Below are 21,089 nucleotides of genomic sequence, written 5' to 3' on the forward strand. Positions count from 1 at the left end.
CTGGGCCTTGACCTCAGCGCGCGCTCTACCGAGGATTTCCGGCGTGCAATGGTTTAGCATCGTCACAATCAGTTGTACCCGCATGGGTATCTGGCGTTGTGTCTGACTCAGGAGATTCAGTTCGAATGGCGGCACGTCGAAAGCCGGCAGGATTCGGACCAGCTTGCCCGCTGCGAGCGCATCGACGCACGCCGGCTCTTCCAGCACTCCGATGCCGGCACCCGCGAGAATCATTTCATACATGGGCCGCCAATGACTGGTCTTGATTGCGGTACGGATCGGCGCGCTCTCCACAACGGTCGCCATGTGCCTGAGCGGCAACTGGTCGGTGCCGAACATGCCCTGAACCCGAATGAACGGGTGCTTGACCAGCTCAGACGGCTCGGTGATCGGACCGTGCTGGCTGAGATAGCCTGGCGCGGCAACAAGAACGCGCCCGACCTGCCCCAGTTGACGGGCAATGAATGCCCCTTCCCCAAGTTGCCCAAGACGAAACGAAATGTCGACGCCCTCCGTCACGAGGTCGACGATCCGGTCGTTCAGGACCAGTTCCAGATCCAGCTGTGGATAGCTTGCCCGCACCAGCGTCAACGCCTCGGGTACGATCGTCTCGCCAAAGCAGTGGGGCGCCGCGACGCGAATCGTTCCCTTGAGACCCTGCTCGTCGCTCGACACTTCAGCGACCGCCTGTTCCACGGCGTGCAGAATCCTCTTGCTACAGTCGTAGAAGGTGACGCCTTCGGGCGTGCGATTGAAAGCGCGTGCACTACGGAGCAGGAGCCGGCAGCCAAGGTACTTCTCCAGCCGCTCGATGCGTTCGCTTGCGGCCGGCTGCCCGATATTGAGGTCCCGAGCCGCGCCGGAGATACTCCCACGCTCAACCACCCTGACGTAGATGCGCATGGCTTCGAACAGATTCACCGCACGCTACCTCCATTCGCAATGCGAATTATTTGGCGCCGCCTTTCTTGCTGCGAAAGACAGGCCTGAACGGATGGTAACGATATGACAGGAGAATAAAAGGCCGTCAGGTCCGATATGAAGTATCGAATGAGAAGCAGAGATTTACGACAAAACAATGTCGAACTTTATCGGCACATGATCTCGACTGACGCCGCGTTTGATACTTACCGGCCCGCGAGCATGCAAAGCGCAATCGGGTCGCCCGTCTGGCTTAGGGAAGCCGCGTTCGGACTCACCCAGATCCTTTGCATTGTTTCCATAAAGTGCCTGAGCGGTATAACATCTCTGGACGCATAGTTGAACATCGACAATGTCACGTATATCTGCGCACCTCCTGATGACGAAGCAACGCTTAACCTGTGCTGGCGGCGGCTGCAGAAGCAGCACACATGCTTCAATCATCCGCACGAAAAATTTGCGCGTGCCTTAGACAGATGATCACGAAGGCGGAAAGACATTCGCTCCATTCCCGGAATCAATAACGGTTCATCAATATTCAATCCGATGCCCAAAGACACCCCAGAATCGCAAGCCGTCTGTAATGACATCACACGTAGCGCGATCTTCATCGTCGCGACCCTCGCAGCAGGCCAGGAGCCCGCTGAACAGGTGCGCGCGTGGTGCGGGGACGTTGCCGCCCTGGTACGCTCGGTCGGCAAGCGCGTCCCCTCCGGCAACCTGTCGTGCGTTGTCGGCTTCGGCTCCGACGTGTGGGACACGTTGTTCGGTGCCCCACGCCCGGCGAGCCTGCATCCGTTCCGCGAATTCGGCGCAGGCGAACGCCGCGCCGTGAGTACGCCGGGGGACATCCTGCTGCACATCCGCGCAGATCAGATGGATCTCTGCTTCGAGCTCGCCACGCAACTGACAGGACGGCTCGGTACGGCAGTCTCGGTCATCGACGAAGTACACGGTTTTCGCAACTTCGATCTGCGCAGCATGGTGGGCTTCGTCGACGGCACCGAGAATCCGGCGGGTCGTGAGGCCGTCGATTTCACCCGCATCGGTGATGAGGACCCGGAGTTCGAGGCAGGCAGTTATGTCATCGTGCAGAAGTACCTGCACGACATGACCGGCTGGAACGCGCTTTCCGTCGAGACCCAGGAGCGCATTATCGGCCGCACGAAACTGGCCGACATCGAACTCGACGAAGCGGTCAAACCGTCGTGTTCACACAGCTCGCTCACCACGCTCACCGAGAACGGCGAGGAAGTGAAAATCCTCCGCGACAACATGCCGTTCGGCCGTCCCGGCATGGGAGAGTTCGGCACCTACTTTATCGGTTATGCGCGTTCGCCCGAGCCTATCGAGCAGATGATGGAGAACATGTTCGTCGGGCGGCCGCCGGGCAACTACGACCGGCTGCTCGACTACAGCCGCGCGGTCACGGGCAACCTCTTCTTCATCCCGTCGGCCACCTTGCTCGAGGCGCTCGCAGATTGCGATCCGCAAGCGGCTGCCGGCGCAGTCGAGCAACGACCCGAACCGTCTTCATCCGCCGAGCCGCATCACGACGGCTCGCTGAATATTGGCTCTCTCAAGGGAATCTCTCAACATGAATAATCTGCATCGCGAGCTTGCCCCCATCTCCCGTGCCGCCTGGTCGCAGCTCGAAGACGAAGTGGCTCGCACGTTCAAGCGCAGCGTCGCCGGCCGTCGTGTGGTCGACGTCAAGGGTCCCGGCGGAACCGAACTGTCCGGCGTCGGCACGGGGCATCAGGTCGCGATCGCCGCGCCGCAGCAGGGCGTCTTGGCGAAACTGGCTGAGGTAAAGAGCCTCGTGCAGTTGACCGTGCCGTTCGAGCTACAGCGCGAAGCGATCGACAGCGTCGTGCGCGGCGCGAAAGATGCCGACTGGCAGCCTGCGAAGGAAGCAGCCAAGCAGCTCGCCTATGCCGAAGACCGTGCGATTTTCGATGGATATAAGGCTGCGGGCATAGGTGGGCTTCGCGAAGGCTCGTCGAATCCGGCGCTCGCGCTGCCGGCCGACATCAGCGATTATCCGAACACGATCAGCAACGCGCTCGAAGAACTGCGGCTTGCGGGCGTCGACGGGCCCTATTCCGTGTTGCTCGGCGCCGACGCATATACAGCGCTCGGCGAGGCGCGCGATCAGGGCTATCCGGTGATCGATCACATCAAGCGGATCGTGAATGGCGACATCATCTGGGCACCCGCGCTTGCGGGCGGTAGCGTGCTATCCACGCGCGGCGGCGACTTCGAGTTACATCTCGGCGAAGAGCTGTCGATCGGATACGTGAGCCATACCGACACCGTAGTGCGCCTCTATCTGTGCGAGACGCTGACATTCCTGATGCTGACGAGCGAAGCGTCGGTGTCGTTGACGCAGGCAGAGTAAGCGCCTTCCGATTCCTGCTATCGGTTGCTGGGGGTTGCCAGATCTCCCAGCCTCAGCCATCGTTGCGTGTTCAGGCCCGCAACGATGGTGTTAGAAGTGCAGACACATCATCGTCGGGAAGTACTTCAAAGCGACTCGTCACTTCGCCGCAGTCGACCTGCACCCTCTCCAGGATTTCCGACGTGCACTTTCTCAACATCGTCACCATCATCCGTACCCGTGGCGGCACTGGACGTTGCGCCTGAATCAGTACATTCAGATCGAAGGGCAGCACCTCGAATTCCGGCAGTATGCGCACGAGCCTGCCCTCTGCAAGCGCGTCGACGCATGCCGGTTCTTCCAGTACCCCGATGCCGGCACCCGACAGAATCATTTCATACATGGGCCGCCAATGACTGGTCTTGATTGCGGTACGGATCGGCGCGCTCTCCACGACAGTCGCCATGTGCCTGAGCGGCAACTGTTCCGTGCCGAACATACCCTGAACCCGAATGAACGGGTGCTTGACCAGTTCAGACGGCTCGGTGATCGAACCATGCTGACGCAAGTAGCCTGGCGCGGCGACGAGAACACGCCCAATCTGCCCCAGTTGACGGGCAATGAATGCCCCTTCCCCAAGTTGCCCAAGACGAAACGAAATATCGACGCCTTCCGTCACCAGGTCGACGATCCGGTCGTTCAGGACCAGTTCCAGATCCAGTTGCGGATAGGCTGCGCGCACCAGCGTCAACGCTTCCGGCACGACCGTCTCGCCAAAGCAATGAGGTGCCGCGATGCGAATCGTTCCCTTGAGATCCTGCGCGTCGTTCGACACTTCAGCGACCGCCTGCTCCACGGCGAGCAGAATCGCTTTGCTACGCTCGTAGAACGTGACGCCTTCGGGCGTGCAATTGAAAGCGCGTGCGCTACGGAGCAGGAGCCGGCAGCCGAGGTATTTCTCCAGCCGCTCGATACGTTCGCTTGTGGCCGGCTGCCCGATATTGAGGTCCCGTGCCGCGCCGGAAATACTCTCGCGCTCAACCACCCTGACGTAAATCCGCATGGCTTCTAGCAGATTCATAGTGCCCAACCTCCCTTTGTACCGATCTCGCGTCATTCGAACCAGTTTTTACGCATCGGCAAGCCCCTGCGGGGCGATCTGGCAATGCGCATTCGATGGAGAACAGGTTAAGGCTGGGCCATCAGTCGCAGAGTGCACACATCGGGCCGACTCGGGTCAGTACAGTTCTGCTACGCTCCTTGCACCGGGCGGCGGCATGGCGAGGCGAGCGCGTGCAAGCCAGGGGAGAGGTCGATGCAACGTGCCGCTGCGGAACGCTAAGGGAATCATCCGATGAATCTCTACGAGAAGCTGGCAGATGACATCGAGAAGCTGATCCGGCAAGGCGTGTACGGGCATGGCGAACGCCTCCCATCGGTACGGCAGACCAGCCAGCAGCATCGGCTCAGCGTGACAACCGTCATCCGCGCCTATTTGCTGCTCGAAAGCCGTGGCTTGCTGACGGCGAGGCCTCAGTCGGGCTATTTCGTCAACTTCCGGGGCGACGGGGGCGAACGGAAAACGCTCGAACTCAGGCCATCGAAGCCGATTCCGATCTCGTCGCCGGTCGACGTCAGCCGGCTGGTGCTGTCAACCTTGCGCTCGATCGGTGTCGACGATGCCGTGCCGCTCGGTTCGCCCTACCCCGACCCTGGCCTCTTTCCCTTCGAAAGGCTCAACCGCTACGCTTACGACGCGGGACGCGGCAAGACGCGCTGGGGCGTGACCGACGCGCTGCCACCCGGCAATGCGGCCCTTGTGCGCCAGATCGCGCGACGCTACCTCGAGAACGGCATGGCCGTCGATCCGAACGAGATCATCATCACGGTCGGCGCAACTGAGGCGATCAATCTGTGCCTGCAGGCGGTCGCGAAGCCCGGCGACGTGATCGCGGTCGAGTCACCGACGTTCTACGCGATGCTCCACGCGATCGAACGGATGGGCATGAAAGCGATCGAAGTGTCGACGCATCCGGAGCACGGCATCGATATTGAAGCGCTCGCCGCCATCGTGGAGTCGCAGACCATCACGGCCTGTATGGTCATGCCGAACTTCCAGAACCCGCTGGGTTTTCTGATGCCCGATGAACGCAAGCGCGAACTCGTGGAATTCCTGACGAAGCGGGACATTCCGGTCATCGAGAATGGTGTCTACAACGAGCTTCACTATGACAACACGCACCCCAGCACGTTGAAGTCCTTCGACACGAAGGGGCTGGTGCTGCACTGCGGGTCGTTCTCGAAGACTCTCACGGCAGCCTACCGGATTGGTTGGGCGCTGCCGGGACGATATCGCGATCAGGTGGAGAAACTCAAGTTCCTGAATACGCTGACCTCGCCGTCGATTCCGCAAATGGCGATTGCGGAATTCCTCGAGCGCGATGGCTACGAGCATCACCTGCGAAGGGTGCGCAGAGCGTATGCGCAACAGGCCAATCTGATGAAGGCGACCGTCTCGCGTTTCTTTCCTGAAGGCACCCGCATGTCCAATCCCGCGGGCGGATACGTGCTGTGGATCGAACTGCCGCCCAAGGTCGACGCGATGCGGCTTTATAACCTCGCGCTCGATCAAGGTATCACCATCGGACCGGGCTACATGTTCTCGGTCTCGGAGACGACCTATCGGAACTTCATCCGCCTCAATTACAGCAGCCCCTGGTCAAGCGAGATCGAACAGGCGGTGATTACTGTGGGCAAGCTCGTCGCGATGTGCGCCCGGTAGCGGCACGCTGATACGCTGGCCACGACCTTAGCGCGTGTGGGGCACGGGTGAACTCCGCGCGGCCCGATCTGGATCTTGAGGGGGGGAGCCTCAGCCCCCCGTGACCGGCGGAAAGAACGCGATTTCGCTGTCCTCGCGCACGACAAACGTGTCGGCGACTATCTCGTGATTGACGGCTGTGCGGAGCGGCCGGCTCGCGCGCAGTGCCTCGGCCATCCGCGCGTCTCTCGACGCGAGTCTGAGCCGCAAGCAATCAACGGGGAGCTCGGGCGCGTCAATGTGCACAATCTCCTGCGAGATGCCGAGTTGTTCACGAACGCTAGCAAAATATCTGATGGTGAGTTTCATTCGTCTGTTCCTGTTGCCGGCACGATGTGGGCGCACGTTGTGAGCGAATCGCGCATCACCCCCACCGCAGCATCGACTGTTCGTCGCGGGTCTTGGCTTCGACCCATCTGACTTCGCCGTCACGGCGGATTTCCTTCTTCCACAGCGGTGCATGGGCTTTCAGGAAGTCCATCAGGAATTCGCACGCGTCGAATGCCGCCCTGCGATGCGGCGCGGCGACCACGACGAGCACCACCGCCTCGCCAAGCGCGACGCGGCCCACCCGATGCACGATCTTCACCGCCTCCAGGTGCCATCGTGCGATAGCTTCTTCGACGATGCTGCTGAACGACTGCTCGGTCATCCCCGGATAGTGCTCGATCTCGAGTGCGACTAAGTCGTCGAAATCACCGCAATGACGCACCACGCCGAGGAAGTTCACGATGGCGCCCACGTTGGGATTGCGCGTGACCGGCATGATTTCCGACTGGATATCGATCGGCTGAAGCTGGACCCGTACTTCGAAGCCCGACGCGATGGTGGCCTGCACAAGCGCTGGATCGATTGCACGCTTGCCGGCATGCGCCGCGTCAGGCTGTGCGCGATCGCTGGGCGACGGTGTGGTCATGGCAGAACTCCGGTCTGTGTCTGCTTCGCAAGGACTCGCCTGGCGTCAACCGCCAACCAACGACATGCGGACGGTGGGATAGGCTTTCCCCGATCCTGGCCTGCGCGGTGTCGAGCGAAGCTCGGAGTAGCGATCGTCGCGCTGGATCCACCGGCTGCGGACGACCCCAGCCAGCTGCTCGACTGAAGCGGCCTCAGTGAGCCAGGGCCTGAGGTCCGTGCCATGTGTGGCGAAAAGACATGAATAAAGTTGACCGTCGGCCGATACGCGAGCGCGCGAACACGAGCCGCAGAACGGTTGGGACACGCTCGCGATGAAGCCGACTTCCCCTGTGCCGTCGGCATGGCGATAGTTGACCGCGGTGCCCGTCTGTTCGCGAACGACGACGGGGACGAGAGGAAACGCCGATTCGACGATGTTGCGCGTCTCGCGCGCCGTGATCACCTTCGTGTTCGACCAGCCGCCCGCGCCGCCAACGTCCATAAATTCGATGAAGCGCACCGCCACGCCGGTGCCCTTGAACAGCCGCACGAGCGGCAGGATCTGGCTGTCGTTGGCGCCTCGCTCGATCACGACGTTGACCTTGACCGGGTCGAGTCCCACCGCACGCGCGGCCTCGATCCCGTCCAGGATTCGCGACACAGGCATGTCGACGTCACTCATCCGGCGGAATACGGCTTCGTCCACGGCGTCGAGGCTCACCGTCACGCGACCGAGGCCGGCGTCGCGCAACGAACGCGCCTTTGCTGCAAGCAGGGAGCCGTTTGTCGTCAGCGCGAGCTCCAGCGGTTTACCGCCGGGTGTGGTCAGTTTCGCGAGTTGCTCGATCAGGGATTCGAGTCCACGCCGCAGGAGCGGCTCGCCGCCCGTGATGCGGATCTTCTCCACCCCGAGCAGCGCGAACGCTTTCGCGAGCTTGAGCATCTGTTCGAACGACAGGCGTTCCGACGAAGGCAGGAACCGGTAGTCTGCGCCGAAGGTCTCCCGCGGCATGCAGTACGTACAGCGGAAATTGCATTGATCGATGACGGACAGACGTAGATCCCGCAGCGGACGATCGAGCGTGTCGAGCGTGGTCGTGACAGCGCCGGCGGATACGCCATCAGGGGATGCTGTACCAGCGAATATGGATTGGTGGACGATGTTCACGATCTATCCGAAGGTGGGCGGCGGCAAACGGAGCAAGGGCGTGGCGGCAGTCGATCTGTCTGACCGGGACAGCCGCCGGTCCGTCAATGACCTGCTGGCAGGATAGTGCGTCGGCCCTGCCTGCGGGACGCACAGTCTGTGCCGAATTTCAGGAGTACAGTTCGTGCGCCGTATCGGGTGCGACGGCGAGGCTGACGCACTATCCTGCCGGGCAGGCTGACCGGATGTGTCGAAGAACGCACCTTAAGTCAGTTGGTACGCGCGCACCGGTACCACCTCCTCGGGAAGTTCACAGCCACACAGTTCAAGAATCGATCGTTCGATGTTGCGGGTCATGGCATCAAGCGCCAGCGCATTCGGCGCGACTGTAAAAGGCTCGGCGACTTCGCTAGCGATCGCTTCAAGCGCAATGAGCGTATAGGAAATGAAAACGCAAAGAAGCGGTGTGAAGAACTCCGTCGAATCGACCAGACCGAACGGCAGCAAAACGCAATAGGCGTAGACGGTGCGATGCAGCAACACACTGTAGGCAAATGGAATGGGCGTGGAGGCGATCCGTTCGCAGCCTCCCACGGTTCTTCCCAATTCGTTGATCTGCGCGTCCAACATCCAGAGCTGGGTATCCGACATCAAGGCCCGAACCTGCAGATCGGCAAAGTCGCGACGAAGCTCATTGAGCAGCGCGGTCGGTTTGTAGCAGGTGTGCTGCAATGCCTCGGTTCGCGTGCGTCCGAGAAAGCGAACGAGATCGGAAGTCGGGTCGGTCCCGCGCAGTTGATGTTTCAACGCGTACACAGCGGCAATCAGCGTATGGGCTATTTGAACGTTGTGATCGCCCCGCGGGACGTAACACAGCATCTGTGAAGTCAGCGCGCGCGCCGAGATCAGGATACTGCCCCAGAGATGGCGCGCCTCATTGAAACGCTCGTAACTTGCGTTGTTGCGGAACGCAAGGAAGATCGCGAGCGCCAGTCCGAACAATGTGAACGGCGCCGTATTGAGCGGAATCTTCTCGCCGAAAATGCGCCCTTGCGTCACGACGGCGAGACTGCTGACGGCCGCCATAAAAACCAACTGCGGAATAATCGACTGCAACACGGAACCGTTCCAGACAAACAGCAGCCGGAACCAGTTCTGCCCTGGCCTCACAATCATAATGTGCTCTTTTAATGGTCAGACTTCGCCGTCACCCTCAGTGGTAACCGGCATCCCCTTCGCGCACCTTGCCCCGGAACACGCGATACTGCATGACGTTGTAGACAAGGATGATCGGCAGCACGATCACCGTACCGACCAGCGCAAACAACTGGCTCGAGTGGCTCGACGAGGCTTCCCAGATCGTCAGCGACGGCGGAACGATGTTCGGCCAGATACTGATGAGCAAGCCGGTGTAGCCGAGAAAGCACAGCGCGAGCGTGAGAAGGAACGGCGTCGCCTCGTGCTTCTGGCGAAGCGAACGGAAGACGCCCCACACACAGGCGACGACAAGAATCGGCACCGGCAGGAACCAGCCGAGATTGCCGCTCCCAAACCAGCGATGTGCAACCGCCGGCAAGCCGATTACTGTCCATAGACTCACGACGACCATCACCCCGAGCAGGATGCTCACGAGCGGCCGCATCACCTCGCGCATCTTGCGCTGCAATTCTCCATCGGTCTTCAGGACAAGCCAGCCGCAACCGAGCGTCGCATACGTAGTGAGCACGCCGATTCCACAGAACAGGCTGAACGGCGAGAGCCAGTCGAACGGGCCGCCGACGAAGCGGCCATCGACGATCTTGATGCCCTGCAGCAGCGACCCCAGCACAATGCCCTGGCAGAGCCCCGCAAGCGCGGAACCGCCAATGAAGGCGAGGTCCCACGCGTGCTGGGTCCTGACAGCCTTGGCACGCAGTTCGAAGGCCGCCCCGCGGAAGATCAGGCCGATGACCATCAGGATCAGCGGGAGATAGTTCGCCGGCAGCAGCGTCGAATAGACCACCGGGAACGCCCCGTAAAGCCCGGCGCCGCCGAGCACGAGGAATGTCTCGTTGCCGTCCCAGACGGGCGCGATGGTATTGAGCATCACTTGCCGGTCGCCCTTCTCTTCGAAAAACGGAAACAGCAGGCCGATGCCCAGATCGAATCCGTCCAGCGTCACGTAGATGAAAACGCCGAGTCCGATGATCGCGGCCCACACAACAGGAAGATCGATTTGCATGGTGTCACTCCCCTTCCAGTGCGTCCAACGGGCGATTACGCAAGACCGGATGCCGGCGGGACTCGCGGCGCTCGACGTGCTCCTCCGGTCCGCGTTTCATCATCTTCATCATGTAATAGAAGCCCATGCCGAACACCAGGAAATACACCAGCACAAAGATCAGCAAGGAAACGCCGACCTGCTGGGAGCTGACCGGCGAGACGGAGTCCGCTGTACGCAGGACACCGTAGACCGTCCAGGGTTGGCGACCGACCTCCGTCGTTATCCACCCCGCCAATAGCGCCACGATTCCAGAAGGTCCCATGCACAGGACGAAACCCTGATACCAGCGCGTCTCGTAGAGACGGCCACGCAGTCTGAGCAGTAAGCCAAGCAGCGCCGTCAACAGCATCAGCATGCCGAGACCCGCCATGACGCGGAAAGTCCAGAACACGATCGGCGAATACGGACGGTCCTCCGGCGGAAACTCTTTCAGGCCGCGAATCTCGCCATCCCAACTGTGAGTCAGGATCAGGCTGCCCAGATGCGGTATCTGGATCGTATATCGCGTCACTTCCGCATTCATGTCGGGCAGGCCGACCAGGTTGAGCGCGGTGCCCCCGTGCTCGGTTTCCCACAGGCCTTCGATTGCCGCGATTTTGGCCGGCTGATATTTGCGCGTGTTGAGTCCGTGCGCATCGCCAACGAAAATCTGTATCGGCGTCAGGAAAAGCAGGATCCACAGCGCCATCGAAAAACTACGCATGACGGGTTTGTCGCGCCGGCCCTGCAACAGATGCCACGCACCGCACGCAGCAACGATGAAGCCCGCGACAATGAACGCGGCAATGGTCATATGCGCGAGGCGATACGGAAACGACGGATTGAAAATCACCTTCATCCAGTCGACCGGTACGATCCGACCATGCTCGATGGCGAATCCTTGCGGCGTCTGCATAAAGCTATTCGACGCGAGAATCCAGAACGTGGAAATGAGCGTGCCCACCGCAACCATTAGCGTGGCGAAGAAGTGCGCGCGTGGGCTGACGCGTTGCCAGCCAAACAGCATGACGCCGAGAAAGCCGGCCTCGAGAAAGAACGCCGTCAGCACCTCATAGGTCAGGAGCGGCCCCGTGACGTTGCCGGCCACGCTGGAAAATCCACTCCAGTTGGTGCCGAACTCGTAGGCCATCACCACACCCGAGACCACCCCCATTCCGAAGCCGACCGCGAAGATCTTCGACCAGAACTGGAACATATCCTTGTAGGCCACATCGCCGGTGAGCAGCCAACGCCATTCCAGCACGGCGAGGAAACTCGCCATGCCGATACTGATCGCGGGAAAAATAATGTGAAATGAAACGGTGAACGCAAACTGCAGCCTCGCAAGGTGGAATGCATCGAAGATTTCCATGATCGATCAATGGCTCCAGGTGACAACAGAATTTGCGTAAAACGGCGTTCACGCCCGCTATCCGGCAGGCCGGTCAACTGGACGCGCACGCCCGGTTGATCGACCCGCTATCGCTCAAAGTCAGGCGTCTGCAGAGCGCACAACATGAACCGGAACAGACTTGTACGAAGGCGTACCGCTCTCCTTGTCGATGAAGTCGAGCGGCACCAGCACGTTGGCTTCAGGATAGTATGCCGCCACTGAACCCGGCGCGATGTTGTAAGCAATTACCGTTATTTTCTTCAAGCTACGCTGCCTGCCCGCTGAAATCGTTTCAATGTCGACCAGATCGCCATGCTCGAGTCCACGTGCGGCAAGATCGTCTTCGTTCATAAACAGCACGTCACGCCGGCCGAACACGCCACGGTAACGATCGTCCATGGCATAGATGGTGGTGTTGTACTGGTCGTGGCTGCGGATCGTGATGAGACGCAGCACATTTTCAGCGCCGAAAACGTCTGCATCTTCCTTCACCCCGCCGTACACCGAGAACATCGCCTTGCCTGACGGCGTGGGCCACACGCGTTCCGTTGGAGGAAGCGGCATACGGAATCCTCCGGGCACCCTGATGCGGGCATTGAATGCCTCGAATCCCGGCACGGTTTGTTCGATCAGGTCCCGGATCTTGTCGTAATCGGCAACCAGATCCGACCACGCCACCTTGCTGTTCGGTAACGCAGCTCTCGCAATACCGGCGACGATCGCCGGCTCGGATAGCAGGTGTTCGGACGCGGGCTTCAGCTTGCCCGAAGAAGCGTGGACCATCGACATGGAATCCTCGACCGTAATGGATTGCCGGCCGGTCGCCTGGATATCCAGTTCCGTGCGCCCCACCACAGGCAGCACGTACGTTTCTTTTGCCACCAGCAGGTGCGAACGATTGAGCTTGGTACCGAGATGAACGCTCAAATCGAGCTTACCCATTGCCGGAAAGCACTGCTCGGAATCGGGTAACGCGACGGCGAAGTTTCCGCCCAGGCAAATCAGGGCCTTGGCCGTACCGTCGATCATCGCCTGCATCGCCTGGACGGCATCGTGTCCGTGCGCCGCGGGCGGCTTGAAGCCGAATACATCTTCGATCTGCTTGAGGAAGGTGGCAGACGGTTTTTCGGTGATACCGACAGTGCGGTTCCCCTGCACGTTGGAATGCCCGCGCAAAGGACAGATGCCCGCGCCGGGTTTGCCGATGTTGCCGCGCAATAACAACAGATCCGCAATCAGACGGACATTGGCGGTGCCCTTGTTATGCTGGGTAACGCCCATGCCATACGTGACAATCGTCGCATTGGATTTTGCATAGGCAATCGCAACCTCGTCGATATCCTCACGCGTGAGTCCACTGGCCTTTTCGATATCGTCCCATGACGTCGCTTCCAGATCGGCCGCAAACGCGTCGAACCCTTGGGTATGCGTTGCAATGAACTCGTGGTCCAGGACAGTGTTGCCCTGTTCCGCGTCCATCTGCAGGAGCGCCTTCATGATGCCTTTGAGCGCGGCGGCGTCTCCGCCGGCGTCGAGCTGAAAATAGGTCGACGCGATTCGGGTCGACGCAAAGGTCGCCATTTCGAAAACGCTCTGCGGATCGGCGAAGCGCTCCAGCGCGCGCTCGCGCAGCGGATTGAACACGATGATCGGCACGTTGCGCCGCGAGCATTCGTGGAGCGTCCCCATCATGCGCGGGTGATTCGTGCCGGGGTTGTGGCCGATCGAGAGAATCAGTTCGGTCTTGTCGAAATCATCCAGCGATACCGTGCCTTTGCCGATCCCGATCGACTGGGGCAAGCCAACGCTGGTCGGCTCGTGGCACATATTCGAGCAATCCGGGAAATTGTTGGTGCCATATTCCCGCGCGAACAACTGAAAAAGGTAGGCGGCCTCGTTCGACGCTCTGCCTGAGGTATAGAACTCGGCTTCGTCGGGCGAGGACAACCCGCGCAGCACTTCACCAATGCGAGCAAATGCGTCCTCCCATTCGACCGCCCGGAATTTGTCCGTGGCGCGGTCGTAGACGAGCGGATGCGTCAGCCGGCCAAGATCCTCCAGTTCGTAATCCGTCCGTTGCAGCAGCGACGACACCGTGTTGCTCTCGAAAAACTCCGGCGTCACGCGCTTGGTCGTCGCTTCCCATGTGACCGCTTTGGCGCCGTTCTCGCAGAACTGGAACGTGGACTTGTGCTCCTTGTCAGGCCACGCACAACCCGGACAATCGAAACCGTCGGGCTGATTGGTCCGCATCAACGTGATCGGCGCCTCGATGCTTTCCATTTGGGTTCGGACGGCTTGAGCTGTCGCCCGGAGCGCTCCCCAGCCCCCAGCGGGTCCGTCATACGGTCGGATTCCAGGAACTTCGCGTCGTGTGGTCATTTGATACTCCATGGCCTTTATTAGGATGCCTGATGGCCATCCGGATTGAGGTTACGTCGCATCACGGCATAAAGCGTGGATACGGAATCAGTCTAGCTGGGTTGATACGCTGCGAAAGGTACAGATCGACCCGTGGCGAGCGTGCACAGTACACACAGTACATGTGCGGTCACAGCGCCTGTATCGCCCAGACTGGGAGTCCGCACGCCGCCGGCGATGACGTAGCGGCGTCTCCCAGAGGGTTACGCACCTCATCCCTTCGAATGGGCGCTTTCCGTTGCCTCGGGGCTACTGACCTCTTTGGACGGTTTCTTCTTCACACGTCCGTTGCTACCCTTCGCGCCCGTCGCCTTAGGCGTAGGCGGCGCCTCGCTCTTGCTGAACTTCACTTCGCCGCTGTCCTTGTCGTAACTGACCTCGACGCTGTCGCCGGACTTCAAGGCGTCGCTGAGAATCTCCTTCGCAAGCCGCGTTTCCAGTTCCTGACGAATCTGGCGCTTCAACTCGCGTGCACCGAACTCCGGCCGGTAACCGGCATCGGCGAGGTGATCGACAACCGATTCGTCTATCTTGAGGGTAATGTCCTGCGCGGCGGCGGTGCGCACGACCCGTTCGAGCTGGATCTGCACGATCGAGCGGATGTTGTCGCGCGAGAGTCCGTGGAAGACGATGATCTCGTCGATCCGGTTCAGGAATTCCGGCCGGAAGTGCCCCTTGAGCACCCCCATCAATTCCTCGCGGATTGCTTTCTCGGTCTGACGGTCCCCCTCAGGTTTCTCTAGGTTGTCCATGATGATCGACGCGCCGAGGTTGCTCGTCGCTATGATGATCGTGTTGCTGAAGTCCACCACACGGCCCTTGCCGTCGGTCAGCCGCCCGTCGTCGAACACCTGCAGCAGCACGTTGTACACGTCGGGATGCGCCTTCTCGATCTCGTCAAGCAGGATCACGCAGTAAGGGCGCCGCCGGACGCGCTCGGTCAGTTGCCCGCCCTCGTCGTAACCGACGTAGCCCGGAGGAGCGCCGATCAACCGTGCAACCGCGTGACGCTCCATGTACTCGGACATGTCGATACGAACAACCGCCTGCTCGTCGCCGAACACGGTTTCTGCCAGCGCCTTCGCGAGTTCGGTCTTGCCGACGCCCGTGGGTCCGAGGAACAGGAACGTCGCGATCGGCCGGTTCGTCTGGCCGAGTCCGGCACGTGACAGGCGTACAGCATCGCTCACGGCAATCACCGCGTCGTCCTGGCCTACCACGCGTTCGCGCAGCTTCTTCTCCATATCCAGCAGCTTCTGGCGCTCTTCCTGCGTGAGTTCCGTGACGGGAATGCCGGTAAGACGCGACACCACTTCGGCGATTGACTGCACGGTCACTTCGAGCGTCTCCGAGCCGGTCTTGCGCTGCCATGCCTCCATCTGCTCGTCGAGTTTCGACTGCTTTTCGCCGATGCTGGCCTCGAAAGCCTTCGCTTCATCGAAACGTTTGCGCGAGGACGCATAATCCTGCTCGCGCTTCATCTGGGCGATTTCGGCCTCGAGCTCCTGGATGGCCGCGGGACGCGAAGTCGCGCCGATGCGCACGCGTGCCGCCGCCTGGTCAATCAGGTCAATGGCTTTGTCGGGCAAAAAGCGCGATGTAATGTAGCGGTCCGACAGTTCGGCTGCCGCAACGAACGCATCATCGGCGAAAGTCACCTGGTGGTGTGCCTCGAGCTTGTCGCGAAGGCCGCGCAGGATGACGATGGTCTGCTCGACCGTCGGTTCCGGCACCAACACCGGCTGGAAGCGCCGCTCAAGCGCTGCGTCCTTTTCGATGTACTTCTGATACTCGTTGAGTGTCGTTGCGCCGATCAGACTGAGCTCGCCGCGCGCAAGCGCGGGCTTGAGCACGTTCGCGATGTCGAGGCCGCCTTCTCCCCCGCCTTGCCCGGCGCCCACGATCGTGTGCAGTTCATCGATGAACAGGATCAGTTCGTCCTTCTTGGCCGTGACCTCATCGATCAACTGCTTGGCGCGCTCCTCGAACTCGCCGCGATACTTCGCGCCCGCCACCATCGAGTTGATGTTGACTTCGACGAGCCGCTTGCCGCGCAGCACTTCAGGCACGTCGCCGTTGATGATGCGTTGCGCCAGGCCCTCGACGATCGCCGTCTTGCCGACACCCGGCTCGCCGATCAGCACGGGGTTGTTCTTCTTGCGCCGCGCGAGCACCTCGATCGTGCTTTCGATTTCCTGCGCGCGGCCGAGCACCGGGTCGAGTTTGCCCTGACGTGCCATCGCCGTGAGGTCGCGCCCGAACTTGTCAAGGTTGGGCGTGCCGGTTGGCGCGTCGACGCGGCCGTCCTCCGCCCCTTTACCGACGACTTTCACGACTTTCTGCCGCAACGCCTCCGGCGTCACGCCATATTTCTTGAGCAGGGTGCCCGCGATACTGTCCGGCACGGCAGCAAGCCCAATGAGCAGATGTTCCGGGCCGACGTACGAATGCCCCAGATCGCGCGACGCCTGGAACGCATATTGGAACGCCTTTTTCAAACGAGGCGACACGGTCATCTTGTCGACCGGCGAGTCAGGGTCACCCTTTCCCTTCTGCGCATGCTGATCGATGTAAGCCTTGATGTCCTGCGGTGAGAGCTTGAGTTCCTTCAGCAAAGCCGCGCACACATCGGTGTCCGCAAGCACGTACAGCAGGTGCTCGGTGTCGAGTTCGTTGCGGCCAAGTTCGTGTGCCTTTTCCGCAGCGCGCTGCAATAATTCGAGTGTCTGCTCGCTGAAAGCATCGGTGGCATCGACCGATTCACGCGGCACTTCGGCGTATCCAGCGTCATCGTCCTCGTCCCCGTCCTCCATGCCGCCAAAGAAGCGCGACAGGCCACCGCCCCCCAGCAATGAATCGAATGGGTTCTGCATGCTTTGATGCCGCATTAGTTGCCGGTAGTCGTAGTCGCAGATCGATAAGGATTTCCGCTCCCCGTTTTGCACAACGGTTACACGGGCGACAGCGGGACGGGCGTTACAGATTTCGCAGAGGGCTGGCATCGGGAGTCACCTTTTCGGTTAAAGCATCCGGCTACGTAAAAGGTTATGGGGCGCGGTCATATGAGTTGCGAAGGCGTGACGGGCTTCGCCAACACGTCACCTGAGTCACTGTTCATGGTCCGTTTGTCTGGCTCAATAACCGGGGACCCGTGATAGTGATGGCTCATCGAGCGCGGTTTAAGAATCGGCGCGGAGCACGTGTTTGTGCTCGACGAGCACTGTCTGAACAATACGGATTGGTTACAACATCGATATCAACATGATTAGCATAACGAAACCCAAAATCCGCCCTTGGATTCTATGAGGGGCTTGTGAATAATGGAACATTGGTTTTTCCGATGATAGGCATTGGCGCAATCTGCCAGCTGGGCCTCATGGAACAGGATTTCGCAGCCCGGCTTCAGGAACGCATCAGGCCTTCTCCGACATCACAGTGGCGTTGGACGCCATCATTTGCCGGTCTCGCGACGGCTCTGCTCTTCAACAGTCAGGATCGCTTCCGGTGCGACTTCGAGCCGGGCTTTCGGTATCGGGTCACCACTCGCATCGGAGAGACCGTAAGTGCCCTCGTCGATCTTCTGCAGCGCCCGCTCGATATCGCTGATGCGCTGGTCGTTCACGTCGTGCAGCGCCTGGTTGACCTCGTTCTGCGCCATGCCCTGCGCCTCGTCCTCGAACTCGTGCGCTTCGTCGCCGTGCTCCTCCTCGGCTGTTCGCTCGTCCGCGATCGTATTCTCCTCTCCACCCAACAGTTCCTGGCGTAACGCGAGGAGGCGCTTGCGCTGCTGTGCGATGAACTCGTCACTCAACGTGCCGTGCTGCTCCGACATGGTTCTCTCCCTCGCCCTATATCAGGCGACAGCGCGCTAACCCAGCCTAAGGCAAGAATAGTACTAATTTGTAGAGATCAAAGTGCTATCTCGACCGTTTCGGAACGGCGTGCTCTACTCACCGATTCACCGTGGTATGAACCATCACGCACCCAGTTCCTGAAACGCATGGCCGTTCGCCTCGAGCCCCTTCAGAATGTCTGGCGTCAGCTCGCTTTGCCACACGTGTCCATTGAGTTGCCATTCACTTGTGTCGACGAGGTCGGGAAGGCCCGCTCCCGCGCGCACATAGAGACCGAGTGTCGGTTTCTTCAGGTTGATGTAGAAATCGAATTCCTGCTGCATGGCAACACCTCATGCGAGACACGGAGAATCAACTGTCGTCGACGTTGTCCGCATAGTGGTCGATAGCGACTTTGCACTCGTCCACAACGACCTGAAGGAAAGCGGGCTCATTTCTTTCAACCCATCGTTCCACATGGAGAAAGCGGGCCGTTCCCAGATCGGCGATGCGTTCCTGATCCGAGGTTGTGACATCGACCGTGACGATCCCCCGGTTACCCTGCAGCGGTGAGATCGTTGCGGCGATCTGGAACCGCCGATACGAAAGTTCATTCTGTGCCATGAAACCTCCCGTCAACCGAAAAGTTTGAGCCTCACGATTCTTTTGTACTCGAAGTCTATGAGCAAGTCATGTTCATGTGAACATGGGTTTCTCCGATGCTAGATATTGGTGAAATACGCCTACCGGTTTGTCACTGAACCTCAATAATCCGCGTGTCGGACTGCTGGAGTTACGGCATGATGGCGCTAGAAGAGAGGCCCGCACGCTGCGTTGCGGGCGGATATCGATCATGACCGCTGCAAAGGAGAAAACGATGCCAACACGCACTGTTTCTTACGGCGAATACGAAATCGCCGTGCGCCCTGAGCGCAACAAGCTCGGCGCCTGGATCGCAAGTGTCAGTGTGAGTCACGGCACCCGAACAGTCGTCGATATTCGTCCCATGACCGTTCAACCCGAGTGGCTAACCGAAGAGGAGGCGGCAAGAGACGGGGTCGAATGGGGATGCCGGTTCATCGATCGCGAGTTCAACACGCCGCCGTCTCGCTCATGGGTTGCCGAGCGGTCTCATGCGGAAACCTGGTTCCGTGATGCCGAGGAATCGGGTAGCTCGGAAACCAGCGTGTAGATAACACATCAACACAGAAACCCTGCGAGGCCACGATCCGTGGCCAGGTCGGGTTGACTGTGTGAAGGCTATATCACACCGAAGGCAGCCGATCAGTGTCGCCGCAGGTGCGCCTCAATTTGCCGGGCATTGAGCGTCGACAGATCCTCGCTGGTTTGCTCGAATATCAATCGACGGGTTTCCTCGCTGAGATCCGCTTTGACCATGCCGAGAAACTTCGGCTCGATGGCAAGTCTTAGCCGATTGTAGAGTTGATGGAGCCGCCCTGCCTCCAGATACTCGGCAACGCGCTTCGCGAATTTCTCGCGGTCCTTTTCCGTCAGCATCGTGCCGGTATATTCAGTGTTGATGAGACTTTCTTTTTCATGCAAGTCGAGCGTGAGTCCCGGCGTCTGGAAAACACGCGCACGGCCTCCGTCAGCCACAACAAGCCACGTCATTCCGATCATCATGCACCTCTAAGCAGGGATTTATCTGCGTGTACGGCATCCGTTCAGACTGCTCGCCTTCGTCCTCGCCGAAAACCGCGGCCGCCAACTGCTGCGTCAATGATCATCCGTGGTCCGAACGGCGCTCACTCAAGATAGCAGTTCGGACCCGCTACGCCCACGGTCGATTTACCGATTCATAGTATAGGTCTTAAAGTTCACGCCAACGCCTCCCGCGCATATCCGCAGCGGCTCCCGGTTGGCCCGGCCGGCACGCATATCCCGTACCCGAATTGCGGCGCCCCGCTCGCTGCCTAGAAATTGAAGTTGTCGATATTGCTCGCGTCGAACGTGGTCGGCGGTCCGAGAATGATTTCGCCTTGCGGGCCGATCGTGCGCTTGCCGAGCTTGCCGGCATCAAACGATTCGCCTTCCTTGCCGGCAATCGTCCCCGAGGACAGCGCCGCTGCCGCATAAGCCGCCAGATAGCCGAGCTGATTCGGATCCCACAACTGGAACGCCTTGACGGTCCCGTTCTTCACGAACGCACGCATCTGATTCGGGGTGCCCAAGCCGGTCACCTGTACCTTGCCCTTGCTCGACGAGGACGAGATATAACGTGCCGCCGCTGCAATGCCCACCGTGGTGGGCGCAACAATCGCCTTCAGATTCGGATACGCCTGCAACAAGCCCTGCGTTTCGACGAACGACTTCTGGTCGTCGTCGTTGCCATACGCGATCTTCACGAGCTTGATCTTCGAGTACTCGGGCTTTTTCAACTCCTCCTGCATCCACTTGATCCACGTATTCTGATTCGTCGCGTTAGGCGTGGCCGACAGCACGGCAAACTCACCCTCGCCGCCCATCAGTTTCGCGACCAGTTGGATCTGTCCCCGCCCGATACCCTCCGCGTTCGCCTGGTTGACGAAAAGCTGACGGCCTTCAGGCGCCGTGTCGGAGTCGAAGGTCACGACCTTGATGCCTTGCGACATCGCTTTCTTCAGATACGGCACGACCGCGTTCGCGTCGTTGGCCGCGATCACGATCGCGTCCTGCCGCTGCGTGATCAGCGTGTTGATGTATTGCACTTGCGACGAGGCGCCCGCATCCGACGGTCCCACGACCTTGCCCACCCCGCTGAACTCCTTGATCGCGGCCATGCCGCCGTCGTCCGCAATCACTTCATAGGGGTTGTTGATCTGCTTCGGCACGAAGGCAATCTTCAGGCCGCTTTTCAGGCCCGCCGCGGACGCGGCACAACTGATCGCGACTAGCGCAATGCAAAGCGCGGTCTTGCCGGTGTGACGTAGAGGATTGAACATGAGCTGTCTCCTGCTTTGTTGTTGGACGACATGCTGTCCGGGTTGTCGGTATTTGGTATTGGGTATTTCTTGTGGAGCCGGTTTTAAGAGAA

At 60.1% G+C, this 21,089-nt stretch carries 18 protein-coding genes and 1 pseudogene; 4 read left to right on the top strand and 15 right to left on the bottom strand.

The features are described 5' to 3' along the window. Positions 1-30: 30 nt before the first annotated feature. A pseudogene (locus M0D64_RS25465) lies at positions 31-921 on the bottom strand (LysR family transcriptional regulator); the annotation flags it as partial. 546 nt (positions 922-1,467) lie between these two features. Between M0D64_RS25465 and M0D64_RS25470 the strand changes: the two are divergent. Both M0D64_RS25470 and M0D64_RS25475 read left to right on the top strand, forming a co-directional pair. After that, positions 1,468-2,526 (top strand): Dyp-type peroxidase, encoded by a 1,059-nt coding sequence (locus M0D64_RS25470; protein ID WP_266259715.1) that lies wholly within the window; start codon positions 1,468-1,470, stop codon positions 2,524-2,526. Continuing rightward, complete coding sequence (locus tag M0D64_RS25475) at positions 2,519-3,322, top strand: family 1 encapsulin nanocompartment shell protein (RefSeq protein WP_266259716.1); 804 nt, start codon at positions 2,519-2,521, stop codon at positions 3,320-3,322. Before M0D64_RS25470 ends, M0D64_RS25475 begins: the two co-directional genes overlap by 8 nt. 70 nt (positions 3,323-3,392) lie before the next feature. Here the strand turns inward: M0D64_RS25475 and M0D64_RS25480 are convergent, their stop codons facing one another. Further along, positions 3,393-4,382, bottom strand: a complete 990-nt coding sequence (locus M0D64_RS25480) for a LysR family transcriptional regulator (protein ID WP_266259717.1) — start codon at positions 4,380-4,382, stop codon at positions 3,393-3,395. Positions 4,383-4,655: 273 nt separating this feature from the next. Between M0D64_RS25480 and M0D64_RS25485 the strand changes: the two genes are divergently transcribed. Then, positions 4,656-6,083 carry a PLP-dependent aminotransferase family protein gene (locus M0D64_RS25485; protein WP_266259718.1) on the top strand — a complete coding sequence of 476 codons (1,428 nt, stop codon included), beginning with the start codon at positions 4,656-4,658 and terminating at the stop codon, positions 6,081-6,083. A gap of 90 nt (positions 6,084-6,173) precedes the next feature. On the opposite strand, the gene M0D64_RS25490 is transcribed toward M0D64_RS25485, so the two are convergent. The 11 genes from M0D64_RS25490 to M0D64_RS25540 form a co-directional block, all read right to left on the bottom strand. Next, positions 6,174-6,431, bottom strand: coding sequence for a MoaD/ThiS family protein (locus M0D64_RS25490; protein ID WP_266259719.1), 258 nt, complete (start codon positions 6,429-6,431; stop codon positions 6,174-6,176). A gap of 55 nt (positions 6,432-6,486) precedes the next feature. Next, positions 6,487-7,038: a molybdenum cofactor biosynthesis protein MoaE gene (locus M0D64_RS25495; RefSeq protein ID WP_266259720.1), complete on the bottom strand. Its 552-nt coding sequence runs from the start codon at positions 7,036-7,038 to the stop codon at positions 6,487-6,489. Between the two features lie 45 nt (positions 7,039-7,083). After that, positions 7,084-8,166, bottom strand: coding sequence for a GTP 3',8-cyclase MoaA (gene moaA, locus M0D64_RS25500; protein ID WP_266259771.1), 1,083 nt, complete (start codon positions 8,164-8,166; stop codon positions 7,084-7,086). A gap of 264 nt (positions 8,167-8,430) precedes the next feature. Continuing rightward, entirely contained in the window at positions 8,431-9,342 is a 912-nt protein-coding gene (locus M0D64_RS25505; RefSeq protein WP_266259721.1) for a bestrophin family protein, read from the bottom strand. A 37-nt stretch (positions 9,343-9,379) separates the two neighbouring features. Then, positions 9,380-10,387 carry a cytochrome d ubiquinol oxidase subunit II gene (gene cydB / locus M0D64_RS25510; protein WP_266259722.1) on the bottom strand — a complete coding sequence of 336 codons (1,008 nt, stop codon included), beginning with the start codon at positions 10,385-10,387 and terminating at the stop codon, positions 9,380-9,382. Between the two features lie 4 nt (positions 10,388-10,391). After that, positions 10,392-11,780: a cytochrome ubiquinol oxidase subunit I gene (locus M0D64_RS25515; protein WP_171928839.1), complete on the bottom strand. Its 1,389-nt coding sequence runs from the start codon at positions 11,778-11,780 to the stop codon at positions 10,392-10,394. Positions 11,781-11,900: 120 nt separating this feature from the next. Continuing rightward, positions 11,901-14,183, bottom strand: coding sequence for an FdhF/YdeP family oxidoreductase (locus M0D64_RS25520; protein WP_266259723.1), 2,283 nt, complete (start codon positions 14,181-14,183; stop codon positions 11,901-11,903). A 251-nt stretch (positions 14,184-14,434) separates the two neighbouring features. After that, on the bottom strand, positions 14,435-17,224 hold the full coding sequence (locus tag M0D64_RS25525; protein WP_266259724.1) for an ATP-dependent Clp protease ATP-binding subunit: 2,790 nt from the start codon (positions 17,222-17,224) through the stop codon (positions 14,435-14,437). A 449-nt stretch (positions 17,225-17,673) separates the two neighbouring features. After that, positions 17,674-18,054 (bottom strand): TraR/DksA family transcriptional regulator, encoded by a 381-nt coding sequence (locus M0D64_RS25530; RefSeq protein ID WP_266259725.1) that lies wholly within the window; start codon positions 18,052-18,054, stop codon positions 17,674-17,676. Between the two features lie 144 nt (positions 18,055-18,198). Beyond that, entirely contained in the window at positions 18,199-18,399 is a 201-nt protein-coding gene (locus M0D64_RS25535) for a hypothetical protein (RefSeq protein WP_266259726.1), read from the bottom strand. 28 nt (positions 18,400-18,427) lie between these two features. Further along, positions 18,428-18,679 carry a hypothetical protein gene (locus M0D64_RS25540; RefSeq protein ID WP_154558420.1) on the bottom strand — a complete coding sequence of 84 codons (252 nt, stop codon included), beginning with the start codon at positions 18,677-18,679 and terminating at the stop codon, positions 18,428-18,430. Positions 18,680-18,908: 229 nt separating this feature from the next. Between M0D64_RS25540 and M0D64_RS25545 the strand changes: the two genes are divergently transcribed. Beyond that, positions 18,909-19,247, top strand: a complete 339-nt coding sequence (locus tag M0D64_RS25545) for a DUF6566 family protein (RefSeq protein ID WP_233464730.1) — start codon at positions 18,909-18,911, stop codon at positions 19,245-19,247. A gap of 92 nt (positions 19,248-19,339) precedes the next feature. Here M0D64_RS25545 and M0D64_RS25550 read toward each other — a convergent pair whose 3' ends face one another. Together M0D64_RS25550 and rhaS are read right to left on the bottom strand one after the other, a co-directional pair. Further along, entirely contained in the window at positions 19,340-19,699 is a 360-nt protein-coding gene (locus M0D64_RS25550) for a host attachment protein (RefSeq protein ID WP_266259727.1), read from the bottom strand. A gap of 290 nt (positions 19,700-19,989) precedes the next feature. Further along, a complete protein-coding gene (rhaS, locus tag M0D64_RS25555) occupies positions 19,990-20,997 on the bottom strand; it encodes a rhamnose ABC transporter substrate-binding protein (RefSeq protein WP_154558419.1) in 1,008 nt (335 codons plus the stop codon). Positions 20,998-21,089 lie beyond the last annotated feature (92 nt).

This window comes from Paraburkholderia sp. WS6, assembly GCF_030464835.1.
Taxonomy (GTDB): Bacteria; Pseudomonadota; Gammaproteobacteria; order Burkholderiales; family Burkholderiaceae; genus Paraburkholderia; species Paraburkholderia madseniana.